This window comes from Vagococcus proximus (genome assembly GCF_029143285.1).
Classification (GTDB): Bacteria; Bacillota; Bacilli; order Lactobacillales; family Vagococcaceae; genus Vagococcus_D; species Vagococcus_D proximus.
Map to the genome: position 1 here is coordinate 77,684 of NZ_JAPDSH010000004.1, position 12,739 is coordinate 90,422.

The 12,739-nt window shown below is 34.9% G+C and carries 14 protein-coding genes; 13 read left to right on the top strand and 1 reads right to left on the bottom strand.

From position 1 onward, the window contains the following. The first annotated feature begins 75 nt into the window (after positions 1-75). From OL233_RS06505 to OL233_RS06525, 5 genes are all read left to right on the top strand, one after another. The gene (locus OL233_RS06505) at positions 76-711 is read left to right on the top strand and encodes a CatA-like O-acetyltransferase (protein WP_275471527.1); all 636 of its coding nucleotides are present in this window, start codon (positions 76-78) and stop codon (positions 709-711) included. A gap of 10 nt (positions 712-721) precedes the next feature. Further along, entirely contained in the window at positions 722-1,165 is a 444-nt protein-coding gene (locus OL233_RS06510) for a GNAT family N-acetyltransferase (RefSeq protein WP_275471528.1), read from the top strand. 348 nt (positions 1,166-1,513) lie between these two features. After that, positions 1,514-3,052, top strand: a complete 1,539-nt coding sequence (locus tag OL233_RS06515; RefSeq protein WP_275471529.1) for an endonuclease MutS2 — start codon at positions 1,514-1,516, stop codon at positions 3,050-3,052. Positions 3,053-3,203: 151 nt separating this feature from the next. Continuing rightward, entirely contained in the window at positions 3,204-3,713 is a 510-nt protein-coding gene (locus OL233_RS06520) for a GNAT family N-acetyltransferase (RefSeq protein ID WP_275471530.1), read from the top strand. Between the two features lie 177 nt (positions 3,714-3,890). Beyond that, positions 3,891-4,901: a hypothetical protein gene (locus OL233_RS06525; RefSeq protein WP_275471531.1), complete on the top strand. Its 1,011-nt coding sequence runs from the start codon at positions 3,891-3,893 to the stop codon at positions 4,899-4,901. Positions 4,902-4,920: 19 nt separating this feature from the next. On the opposite strand, the gene OL233_RS06530 is transcribed toward OL233_RS06525, so the two are convergent. Continuing rightward, complete coding sequence (locus tag OL233_RS06530; RefSeq protein WP_275471532.1) at positions 4,921-5,451, bottom strand: TetR/AcrR family transcriptional regulator; 531 nt, start codon at positions 5,449-5,451, stop codon at positions 4,921-4,923. A 146-nt stretch (positions 5,452-5,597) separates the two neighbouring features. On the opposite strand from OL233_RS06530, the gene OL233_RS06535 reads away from it, so the two are divergent. The 8 genes from OL233_RS06535 (at position 5,598) to fur (ending at position 12,662) form a co-directional block, all read left to right on the top strand. Then, positions 5,598-6,617: a DUF4097 family beta strand repeat-containing protein gene (locus OL233_RS06535; RefSeq protein ID WP_275471533.1), complete on the top strand. Its 1,020-nt coding sequence runs from the start codon at positions 5,598-5,600 to the stop codon at positions 6,615-6,617. Then, positions 6,601-7,116: a GNAT family N-acetyltransferase gene (locus tag OL233_RS06540; protein ID WP_275471534.1), complete on the top strand. Its 516-nt coding sequence runs from the start codon at positions 6,601-6,603 to the stop codon at positions 7,114-7,116. Before OL233_RS06535 ends, OL233_RS06540 begins: the two co-directional genes overlap by 17 nt. 224 nt (positions 7,117-7,340) lie before the next feature. Then, complete coding sequence (locus OL233_RS06545) at positions 7,341-8,777, top strand: NCS2 family permease (RefSeq protein WP_275471535.1); 1,437 nt, start codon at positions 7,341-7,343, stop codon at positions 8,775-8,777. Between the two features lie 117 nt (positions 8,778-8,894). Then, positions 8,895-9,782, top strand: coding sequence for a CvfB family protein (locus OL233_RS06550; RefSeq protein WP_275471536.1), 888 nt, complete (start codon positions 8,895-8,897; stop codon positions 9,780-9,782). Between the two features lie 150 nt (positions 9,783-9,932). Next, the gene (locus tag OL233_RS06555; protein WP_275471537.1) at positions 9,933-10,382 is read left to right on the top strand and encodes a hypothetical protein; all 450 of its coding nucleotides are present in this window, start codon (positions 9,933-9,935) and stop codon (positions 10,380-10,382) included. A gap of 46 nt (positions 10,383-10,428) precedes the next feature. Then, positions 10,429-10,995 carry a TetR/AcrR family transcriptional regulator C-terminal domain-containing protein gene (locus OL233_RS06560; RefSeq protein WP_275471538.1) on the top strand — a complete coding sequence of 189 codons (567 nt, stop codon included), beginning with the start codon at positions 10,429-10,431 and terminating at the stop codon, positions 10,993-10,995. Between the two features lie 140 nt (positions 10,996-11,135). Further along, positions 11,136-12,056, top strand: a complete 921-nt coding sequence (locus tag OL233_RS06565) for a DUF5692 family protein (protein ID WP_275471539.1) — start codon at positions 11,136-11,138, stop codon at positions 12,054-12,056. 156 nt (positions 12,057-12,212) lie between these two features. After that, positions 12,213-12,662, top strand: coding sequence for a ferric iron uptake transcriptional regulator (gene fur / locus OL233_RS06570; RefSeq protein WP_275471540.1), 450 nt, complete (start codon positions 12,213-12,215; stop codon positions 12,660-12,662). Positions 12,663-12,739: the final 77 nt, after the last annotated feature.

The window sequence follows — 12,739 nt, forward strand, 5'->3', positions numbered from 1 at the left end:
TGTTGAGGATAACGATGATTAGAACAAGGAAAGTAGCTCTTTAATTTTGAACTAAAAATTAAGGAGCGATGGTTAATGTTTAATAAAATAGAGAAAGAAACATGGGTTAGAAAAGAGCATTTTAACTATTTTTCAACTCAGGCAAGAAATTCATTCAATCTCACAAAAAAGATTGAAGCTACAAAAGTTTTAGAGGTGAAAAATCAATACGACTTATCTTTTTACGGGATAATGTTGTATGTGTTGACAAAGACAGCCAATGATATTCCTGAATTAAGAATGGGGTACCATAAGGGCGTGCTAGGGTATTGGGATGACGTACATCCTAGTTATACGATTTTTAATGAGAGGACTAAAACGTTTAGTAATATCTGGACGCCTTATCAAGAGGATCTGCTAGCTTTTGTAAAGTCAATGCAAGAAGATAAATCGAGATATAAAAATCAAACAAGCTTATTTCCTCAAAAAAATTATGTTGAAAATACGTTGACTATCTCATGTTTACCGTGGTTAGACTATGACTCCTTTTCAATAGAAGTGGAAGACCAATCGTTTTATTCACCGATTATTACGTTTTCTAAGTATGTTATTGAGGGAGAACAAGTGGTATTAAAAGTATCGCTTCGTTGTCATCATGCGGTGGCTGATGGGTATCATGCGAGTTTGTTTTTTGAAACATTAGAAAAATACATTACCACGTTAGGTAAGTAAGGAGGGACATATGACAATTAAAATTATTCAATTAAGTGAGTATCCTATGTTACAAAATGAGGCAGCTAAGTGGTTTGCAAGTAAGTGGGAGATTGACGAGTTAATCTATTTAGAAAGTATTCAATCAGAAGGGCTGATTCCTAGTTGGTTTGTTGCATTAGAGGATGAAAAAATTATTGCTGGTGCGGGTGTGATTGAAAATGATTTCCATAATCGACCAGATTTAACGCCTAACATCTGTGCGTTATATGTGGAAGAAGACTATCGAGGACAACGATTATCAGAAAAAATACTGTCTGAAATCGAAAAATATCTAAGTTCAAAAGGAATTAGCAAGGTCTATTTGATTACTGACCATGAAGGCTTATACGAAAGGTATGGGTGGGAGTTTGTAACGTTAGTCCAAGAAGTAGACACCAATGAAGATATTAGATTATATGGGAAAGAGTGTTAACATACTATTTTGACAGAGGAGTCTGAATTTGCTAAACTAACATTAACAAATCAACTTACTAGGAAATGAGTGAACTTTTTGAGTACGAACAGTATCTAAGACCATAAACTTAATTAATAAATAAAACTGTTAACATAACAGGGTTATTTAGTGTACCCATTAGTTTAGTTTGAGATATTCTGTCAGTACTGCACTTAAAAAGAAGCTTGTCGATTAGTTTCAGATAAGGTTTATTTGTGCACGATATAGAATTCAATCCAAGAGAGTGGGGCGTTATAGCCGCGCTCTCTTTTATTTTAGTTGATTTGTTACAAGGCAGGTATCTCTCTAAGAAAGAGAGAATAGAAAATGAATAAACAAACGGAAGAACACACACAATTTAATGTGATAAAAGAACTAATAAGTGAATTTGCAACGAGTCAAACGGTCAAAGATCGCCTGCTTAGTTTAGAACCTACTAGCGACTTGGAAAAGGTAAGGCAGTTACAAGCGGAAACAGGTGAAGCTTTAGAAATTTTAAAGGATAATCAAAGTATTCCCTTCATGATGAGTCAACGAATTGATAGGATTTTTGAAAAAGTGGAAGAGGGCTATGTTTTAGATCCAAAAGAATTACATGATGTAGAAGATTTTTTACGATCTATTAAGCAGCTAAAACAATTTTTTGAAAAAAGAGAAACACAGTCACCTATTTTATCAAGCTATTGCAAAAAAATAGTTATCTTCAATGAATTGGAAGAACGACTAAGCGTTGCAATCAAGAATAATCAAGTATCATCAGAAGCATCGAGTAAGTTGAAGAAAGCAAGACAACGTGCTCAAAACTACCAAAGTGCGATAAGGGACAAGCTTTATAAATTTATTAATAGCCCAAGTAATAAGTCTAAAATACAAGAATTTATGGTGGTTGAAAAGAATGGGAGCTTGACAGTTCCGCTGAAAAGTTCATTTAAGACGAGTGTAGCAGGGCGAGTGGTATCTGAATCAGCTAAAGGTTCAACGGTGTATGTCGAATTAGATAATACAAAATCTTTAACTGAAAAATTACAAGAAGCGCATGCTGAAGAAATTATGATAGTGTATGAAGTACTTGCTGATTTTTCAGAGCAAATTGCAAGTTGCTTGAAACAGATGAAAGATAATACTGAAATTGTCTTCAAACTAGAAGAAATTACAGCTAAAGCGACATACAGTTTGGAGATTGAGGGTGAGAAAATAAGAATTAATGATCAAGGTGTGATTAAGCTAGTTAATGCGAGACACCCGTTATTGAAAAATAAAGCCGTTCCTTTATCAATGGAATTAGGTGGCGAACATCGAGGACTCGTTATTACAGGTTCTAACTCTGGAGGAAAAACCGTTGTGTTAAAAACAATCGGTTTATTAACCTTAATGACAATGGTAGGTATCCATGTGCCAGCAGAGAAAGAGACAGAAATCAGCACGTTTAATCATGTTCTTGTTGATATTGGTGACTATCAAGATATAGATAATGCATTGAGTACTTTTTCTGGTCATATGTCTAATATGAAACAGGTTCTTGACATCGCTGATACGCGTTCTCTTGTATTGGTAGATGAGATAGGAAGTGGAACAGAACCGTCAGAAGGGGCAGCGTTAGCAATGGCGATGCTTGACTATATGATTGATAAAGGAGCGATTGTCGTTGCTTCAACGCACTATGGGGAAATCAAAGAATTTGCAATCAAAGAACCTCATTTTGTTACGGCAGCCATGGCTTTTAATATTGAAACACTAGAGCCACTTTATCAACTATTGATGAACGAAGTAGGGCAGAGTAATGGACTTTGGTTGGCTAAGAAGATGTTAATTTCAGATGAGATTTTAGAACGTGCACAGTATCATATGAACCAACGAAGTCGCTAAGGTCCAGTGTGATACTAAATTTAAAAAGCTTGAACCTATTTTTAAGACAATAGGTTCAAGCTTTTTTGTCTGTTCTGCTTTATAAAGCGTAGACAGATTATGTTATGATACGAGTGATAGTGAGTAAAAAAGTCGAAAAAGGTGAGAGTAAATGTCAGTGGATATTGCGATAAGAAAAATGATCGAAAGTGATTGTAGAGATATTGATGAACAATTTATTCAACAAGGGTGGGGATCTCGTCGTGAGGTTCTATCTAATTATCTGAAAGAACAAGAAGCGAAACAGAGAAAGGTTTATGTTGCCTTATTTAGAGGGAATGTTGCGGGATATGTAACAGTCGTGCCTCTAGCAAAAGAAGGCCCTTTTAAAGGAAAGTATCCTGAAATTGTTGATTTTAATGTATTTGAAAAGTTTCAAAAGCAAGGCGTTGGCAAACAGTTATTAGATAAAGCAGAGTGTTCTGCTAAAGCTTTTTCTACAATCATCACCCTTGGAGTAGGACTTCATAAGGGCTACGGTCCTGCTCAGCGTATTTACGTTAAGCGAGGTTACGTTCCAGATGGTTCAGGTGTATGGTTTAATAATATCAATTGTGAGATGAATGAACCGTGTCAAAATAATGATGACCTCGTGTTATATTTATCAAAAGAATTGTCATAAGACTATTAAGAGTTTTTTGATTTTTAAATTCAAAAAGTATGGTTAGGATTCTTTATTCCAAAATATTGTTTGATACTTATAAAAATATGTTCTTTTTCTTTGTTTTAGAGCAATTTTTTTGTACTTCTTGTGTTATATTTAATAAATAAAACATAAAAAGGGGTATTTGTGAACAAGATGACAGATTATAAAGATGATGAATCGACAAACAGCCAAGTTAAAGATTACGAACGCTTAGCTATGATTATCAATCAGAAAAAAACGAGAGATAAAAAAAGTTTATTAAAACTTGAAATGGCCCTTGCATCAGATAGAGCAGTTAAAAATGCCTTACAAGAGATGTTGACAGGGATTGAAAAAGAAGAACGTCGTAAAAAGATAATTGCAATTCTTATTGGTGTAGCTGTTTTAGCAGGTGGAGCGTACTATCTTATTATGAAACAAGGGATTAACTTTCCGTCATTTAAAAAAGAACCTGATAAAATAGTCTCTAAACAAAAGAACGATAAAAAGGTGGTACCTTCTAAAGAAAAAAAAGTAAAAAAAGCGCAGTTATCTGAGAGTCAGGTGAAAAAATGGGTAACTTTAGCTTTAGAAAAACAATACAGTACAAGTTCTAATGTCCCAGCTTACGAGCTAGAAGTTCGTGTAGGAGAGGACAGTTTAGTCTATGTTGATATGATATCAACTCGTACATCAAATAAAATTGGTATGTTCAGAGTAAATGAAAAAGGCAAGCTTGAAGAATCTGGTAAATATCTTGAAGGTGTTCAAAAGGATAACTGGGTTGCCCTTTCAAGCGAGTACCCAGATGTCGACAAAGTAAAGGTGGTCAAGTTTGATGTTAATGCGAAACCACTTGAAAAAGATGGCTTACAAATTGATGAGTTTGCACGTTTGTTTGCCGCATGGCGTGAAAGTGATGCCCCTATAATGCCGCTTTCTCAGTTTTCAGATAATTTTTCTAAAAACGTAGAAGATATTGCTATTGTTTATAATTTTAGGGATTCAAAAACACTTCAAGTCAGTGAGAATAAACCAAATCAAATGTTAAACTATTTTTATACGTATGACACAAAGGAAGAAAAAGCATATCAATGGGAGAATAAAGCTGATGCAAAGAAAGAATTTTCACCTGAATTAACAGATTTCATTAAAACTAATCAAAAAAAAGAACCAACCTATTAATATGATAGGTTGGTTCTTTTTATATGTTATCAATAGGCTCATCTGTTCGACTCACTTTTAACAAGCGATTACTGAGCTGTTTGATTTCTTTATCACTAATAGGATAGAGATCTAAATAACGAGAAAAATAAAGGCCACCTACAACTGATTTAATAAATGTTATTGTGTCAGCATTAAGATCTGTATCTTTATAGAGACCATCCATTAGTTCGGCATACATTTCCTTGAAACGTTCGGGTGTTTTTTTCATAATAGTGCAGGTGATTCCAAATTGTTCGCCATTTAAAATATCTTCTTGTGCCGTATGTAAGAAGGCTTGAATGGGATTTAGAGGTCTGCATTGTCTGGTTGTTAGGGACAGCATACGTTTTTTGAAATTTTCGAATATCTGTAAGGCAATAGCATCTAACAACTCTTGCTTACATTGAAATTGTTTAAGTAAACAGCTTTTAGTAATGCCGGCTTCTTTGGCTGCCGTTTCTATTGTAAAGCTTTCTAGTTCATTATTAATTAAGTATTGGATTGAGGCATCAATGATTTGAGTTTTCATAGGGCTCCTTTTATATAACAATATAATCTTTAGCTAGTCTAGTTTATCTAAATTTAAAAAATTAGTCAAATAATAGTCATTATTTTGAATCTAAAAAAAATTAAGGTATACTTAAATTATAAAAATAGTTAGGAGAACAAAGAAATATGGCAAAAAAACAGCATGTAATGTCTCTGCTTATTTTGAGTAGCCTTATTCTCGGACTAACGGGATGTACTGAGATGGTCGCAGATAAGCATGAACCTTCCCACGAGACAACAGTCAAAGAAACAAGTACAACGACTCTAAAAGTTGAAGAGACTAACAAAAAGTTATTAGTTAATTCAATTGGTGTTGATGTGACGTTAAAAGTGAATGAGAAAGACCCGAAAGCTTTTTCGATTGAGGGTAAAAAATCAGTTGTTCAAATGTATGATGATAAGGATCAATTGGCAATTGTGTTAACACAAGTTACAAAAAAGAAAAATGATACGGTCACTATAAACGTAGGTCAAGATAGTCTCAAGTCCGTTATCATAGACTTGAAAAACAGTAATCTTGAAGTTGAGGGTAAATTTAAGGGAAATACACTAGCAGTAACCTCTCAAAAAAGTAAGCTGGTGTTTGCAGATAGTATTAAAACAAATGATGTGTCATTTAAATTAGAAGAAAGTAATTTAGAGGCAACCGATTTAGCTGTATCAGATGCTACTTTTGAAGCAAGTCAGGGAAGTTTTAAGTTTGATACTGTTCAATCGAATACCTTGGATGTTGATTTAGTGAGAGGAAGTTTTGTAACAAAGGAAACAGAGGGACGTTTAGCTCTTTCCGCAAATCAAGGTGATATCAAAGTCGGTAATATCAAAGGTTCAGCTACTATTAAAGTGGATGAGGGCAGTGTGATTGGGAATTTTAAAGAACTAGAAGATGCACTTACACTTGATTCTCAAAAAGGTCAGGTGAAACTATTACTTCCAGAGAAACTCGCTTTTTCATATGAAGGAAAGGGAGAAAAAGGAATTATTTCCACTGACTTTGATGAAAAATTAAAGAACCATGAAGGACTTGCAACAGGTACGGTTAATAGTAATCCCAATGTGAAGGTTAAAGTAAATGCAAAGGGTGGCGCTATAGATATACGTCGTCCGCAAAAAGGAGAGAATGATAAAAATGCCAAGAACGATTAGACCTAAAGATTTTGATGGGGCAAAGTCAGTTATTCATAATGCTTTTTTAGAAACGGATCCAGAAGCTAATGAAGATGTATTAGTTGAAGCGTTAAGAGAAGAGCCAACGTATGATGAGGAGTTTGAACTGGTTATCGAAAAAGATGGCGAAATTATAGCACATGGCATGTTAAGTGATATTGCTATAGGTGAGGAGAAAGGCTTCTTAGCTCTGGCTCCCTTAGCAGTGAAGAAATCAGAGCGATGTCAAGGTTATGGAGCATCTATTATTGCTGAACTTGAAAAACGGGCAATCATGATGGGGTATCGTGCCGTTAGTATCTTAGGTGATCCTGCTTATTATAGTCGTTTTGGGTATACAAAAGCGGCTGATTTCGGTGTAGAGTCTCCATTAGAGGTTCCAAAAGAGTACTATATGATAAAAGAATTGGTACCAGGAGCATTAGCAGACACTTCAGGAGTTGTAACGTATGTTGGGAGTTTTGGGATAGAATCATAAAAAAACGTTTTCTACTAATAAAAAGACCGTTCAGGTCTTTTTATTTTACCTAAACGAACAAAAACACGAACGATTAAATTAGAAAACGATTAAACAGTCGACTTTTTGTTGTGGTGTTATTTTTCAGTAGCTATACTAAGGGTGTTCAAAAGAAGCGAACGAAACAATTTAGATGTTGTCTATTGTTCGTTTTTAATACAACTATAAAGGGGATTGGGTAGAGAATGGAGAAGTTTTTTAAGTTAAAGGAAAATAACACCACAGTAGGAACTGAGATTATGGCAGGTTTTACCACATTTTTTGCAATGAGTTATATTCTTTTTGTTAATCCATCGATTTTATCTTTATCAGGAATGCCGTTTCAAGCCGTATTTTTAGCAACAATTATTTCAGCAGTAATCGGGACGCTTATTATGGGTTTATTTGCTAACGTTCCTTATGCGCAAGCACCGGGGATGGGGCTTAATGCGTTTTTTACATTTACAGTAGTCTTTGGTTTAGGCTATTCATGGCAACAGGCTTTAGGAATGGTTTTCTTATGCGGAATGATTAATATTTTTATTACGGTGACCAAGGTACGTAAGTTAATTATCAAATCAATTCCAGAAAGTATCCAACACGCCATTGGAGGCGGTATTGGGGTTTTCGTAGCGTATGTTGGGATTAAAAATGCAGGATTACTTTCTTTCTCTGGTGACAGTCAAACGATTGTTGAGTCAGTAGTAGAAGGTGGGAAAGCGACAAACGTCACATTAAATGGCGGTATTGTCCCAAGTTTAGCTAACTTCAATAACCCTGGAATTCTCTTAGCTATCATCGGTATTATTTTAATGATTGTTTTAGTATTAATGGATGTTAAAGGCGCTATTTTAATCGGAATTATTGGCACAACGATTCTCGGTATTTTAATGGGTGTAGTTGATCTAAGTTCAGTTGATAGTCAAAAAAACTCATTAGCGAATTCGTTTAAAGATTTAGGTGTGACATTTGGTGCTGCATTTGGGCCAGAAGGTTTGCCATCCTTGTTTGAAGATAAAGCCAAAATTCCTCAAGTTTTAATGACGATTTTAGCATTTAGTTTAACAGATACATTTGATACGATTGGCACATTTATCGGAACAGGACGTCGTACAGGTATCTTTAGTAAAGAGGATGAAGAAGCGTTAGCGGATAGTCGTGGCTTTAAGTCTAAAATGGATAAAGCGTTATTTTCAGATGCGATTGCTACATCAATCGGTGCTGTATTTGGGACCTCAAATACAACAACGTTCGTAGAGAGTGCAGCCGGTATTGGGGCAGGTGGACGTACTGGTTTAACATCAGTGGTCGTTTCGATTTTATTCTTGTTCAGTAGTTTATTAGCACCGTACATCAGTTTAGTTCCAGCTCAAGCAACAGCTCCTGCGTTGTTATTAGTAGGGATCATGATGTTAGCATCATTTAAAGAAATTAATTGGAGTGATTTAGAAGACGCAGTCCCAGCTTTCTTTGCATCAATATTTATGGGACTAAGTTATAGTATTTCAAATGGGATTGCAGCAGGGTTTATCTTCTTCATTATTGTTAAATTGGCTAAACGCAAACCAAAAGAAATTTCACCAGTTGTATGGGTAATTACAGCATTGTTCATCGCTAATTTTGTTTTAATTGCAACGATGTAACAGTTAAAACTTCCTCGTAAGAGGGAGTTTTTTATTTTTGTCTCCTGACAGGAAAAGGTGTGTCACACGCTTAAATATGCTATAATAGACTAAATGTCTACACAGAGGGAGAGTCACATGAAAAATTTATTAGGTAACGTATTTACAGCATTGATTACAGATGAAAATGACACATCATATTTCGTCCAAAAAGAGGGCGTCACATTTAAATTAGATAAATCAGAAGGTGAACACGAATTGGGTTCAGCTGTTGAAGGATTTGCTTATACAGGTCAAAAACAAGAAAATCGTTTCACAACTAACATTCCTACCGTAACGAGAGAGCGTTACGATTACGGAACAGTAGTAGCAACACGTAAAGATTTGGGTGCGTTTATTGATATCGGTCTTCCAGATAAAGAAGTCGTTATTTCTATTGATGAGCTGCCAACGATGAAACAATTATGGCCTAAAAAAGGTGACCGTATTATGGTAACTTTAATTTTAGATAACAAAGATAGAATGTGGGCAACACAGGCAGACGAGAGTATTTTTATGGCCGTAGGTCGTCACGTGGCGCAAACAAGTAAAGAAGACTTTTTAAATAAGGACGTAGAAGTAACAGCTTACCGTCTAAAAGTTGCAGGAACGCATGTTATTACTAATGATTCATATTTAGGATTTGTCCATCCATCAGAACGTTTTGTAGAGCCTCGTTTAGGTGAAGTTCTTAAAGGACGTATTGTTGGGTTAGCACCAAATGGGGTTTTAAATATCTCGTTGAAACCACGTGCTCATGAAGTGATTTCCGATGACGCTATGATGATTTTAGCTTTCTTAGAAAAATCAGCAGATGGTACAATTCCATTTACAGATAAAACAAGTCCAGAAGAAATTCAATCTACATTTGCGATTTCAAAAGGTCAATTTAAACGTGCGTTAGGTTCGTTAATGAAAGAACGCCGTATTAAACAAGAAGATGGTAAAACAATTTTATTAAAAGCTAAATCAGAAGACAGCGAGTAATTCTCGTTGTTTTCTCTTTTTGTTTTAATAATCGCACCTTTTTTCTAGCACTTTTTTGTTATTTTTGTTATTTTATAGGTAATTAATAGTTTGTTATTTAAACGAATGCTGTTAATTGTGTAGGAATGACTTTAGAAAGAAGTGATTGAGATGACTTATATCAAAAGAAGAATAACTGAAGAGGAACGTTTACAATATGAACATATGCGGATGAAGGACCCCGTTACAATGCAGCCGAGCGAGGCAAGGCATGTGACGCTTTCTGAACAAGATATGGCTTATATGATTTCGTTATCTAACCAACGTATTTCGTTTATTTATGAGATGCCTCGTTATTTTTGTTTTTCTATTAAAGAAAAATTTGTTTTTTTCTTTGTTATTAATCAAGCTGAAAAAGGGGCAGAAGATGCTAAAGTCATTTATGTTAAAGGGATGAAAGTTCCGAAAGAATTGGAAGAGATGACAGAAGAGATACTTCCGATGATTGAAGAAGCATTAATGGTGTATTATTCTGATTATGAAATTGCAAAACTATCCATTGAAGGTAAAGATAAAATTCAGTGTTATTCTGAATTGAAAGATGGCGTATTATATTATTAGATTAACTAGCAGGTTGCTTAGCAATCTGCTTTTTTAGGAGGCCGATATGCAACAAGGATATGTGACGAAACAAGCTCTATCACTTGCGCTTAAAGACTTAATGAAAACAACTGAACTGGATAAGATTCGTGTGAGTCACGTGACGACAGCTGCAAAGTTATCTAGAAATACGTTTTATTATCACTTCTCTGATATTAATGAGTTGCTAGCTTGGACGTATGATAATGAAGTAGTTAATGGTTTAGGAACCTTCAAGGGGATCAACACATGGCAAGAAGGGTTAATGCGTGTACTTGATTATACAGAAGCCAATCGGGCATTTTGCTTGAATACATTTCATTCATTAAGCCGAGATCGTTTGGAACAGTTTTTATATCAAATTACCTTTAATATGTTAGATGGTATCATGGCAGATGATGAGCATTTGGTTGATTTGGAGGAAAATCTAAGAAAAGAAATCGCGGATTTTTATGGACGGGCGATTGTAGCGCAAATTATTCATTGGCTTGTAATTAATTTAAGAGAAGAGAAAGTAGACTTACTTGCACGCATTGAGCGTATGACAGTAGGGGCTATTGATAGAATTGCTTCAAAATGTTCTAGATTTAACTAGAATCTTTTGGGCAATTTCTTTTTTTTGCCCAAATTTTGGGCAGAAGGTCTATTTTGTCTATAGTTTATAATCTCACAAGGCTTATTATAAGGGTGTAGAAATTATTACATCCATTAATTATTTTATAGGAGGAGATTTATATGTTTTTCTTTGAAAGTATGCCTTGGCAATCAGCTCTAATGTGGTTTGTCGTGTTAGGTGCCTTGATTGGGTTGAATGAAATCAGCCGTCTTAACAAATGGGTAGCGTTAGTAATGTTTACTGTCGTGCCAGTTGTCCTTACAATTTTTGTTTGGCCAACAACAGCAGGACCAGGTAGTAGTACTGGAACATGGTTCCACTGGGTTAAAGTATATTCAGCTTTAGCAGGGTGTCTTGGTTTCTGGTATATTCGTTATGTTAAAGGATCTGCAGCAAGTAAATACTTGTTAATGTTCCCTCCATTTATTCTAGCTTTCAATATTATGGAAGCTGTTGCCCGTGATTTCCAAGTTTACGGCATGCATGTAGATGGTATGGTTGATGGTGTTCGTATGATTTCAGGTAGCTGGAACATTATGAATGGTATCGCTGGTATCTTAAATATCGTTACAATTTGTGGTTGGATGGGTATTCAAGTCAGCAAAAACAAACAAAAAGATATGGTTTGGGCTGACCAAATGTGGTTCTGGATCATCGCTTATGATGTATGGAATTTCGCTTATGTATACAACTGTGTATCAGATCACTCATTCTATGCTGGTTTAGCGTTATTATTATCATGTACTATTCCTGCATTCTTTATCAAAAAAGGGGCTTGGTTACAACACCGTGCACACACATTAGCATTTTGGATGATGTTCACGATGACATTCCCAGCATTTGTTGGTGAGTCACAATTCGCTGTACAAAGCTCACATAGTACAACAGCTTTATTCGTTTTAAGTTTTGCTTCATTAGCGGCAAACGTTGCAGTCTTCATTTATCACATTTATACTATTAAAACTAAAAAACGTAATGTGTTAAAAGAAGAAATCTATGTTGGCTCTAAATCATTTGAAGAAGTAAAACAAGCGAACTAATAAATAGTGAAAAGGATAATTCTTAAGAATTGTCCTTTTTTTTAGGTTCTAATTGAGAATCATTGAAATAATTAGAGGCTTAGATTATAATGGTTATAAATTCGATGAAGCACAAGAGGTTTCAGATTGTAATAATTATAATTAAGGAGTAGATATATGGATACTGGAGCTATGTTAACTAAGATTCGTAAACAATTACATGAAGGCGGCTATAAATTAACGCCCCAACGTGAAGCGACTGTTTTAGTTCTATTAGAAAATGATAAAGATCATATGTCTGCTGAAGAGATATACATGTTGGTAAAACAAAAGAGTCCAGAAATAGGCTTAGCTACTGTATATAGAACACTTGAAATGTTAACGGATTTAAAAATTATTGATAAGATTAGTTTTAATGATGGTGTTTCTCGCTATGATTTAAGAAAAGAAGGCGCACAACATTTCCATCATCATTTATTATGTTTGGAATGCGGCTCGATTGAAGAAATTGAAGAAGACCTACTTGGCGATGTTGAGAAGGTTGTTGAAAAACGATTCAACTTCTTAGTTAAAGACCATCGTTTGACGTTTCATGGCGTTTGTCGTAACTGTCAATCTGGAAAATAAGTACAAAAGTGTAGGTGCAAGTTTGCCTATGCTTTTTTTATTACGAGAGTGTATAATAAGCGTCTAAAGGATAGAGG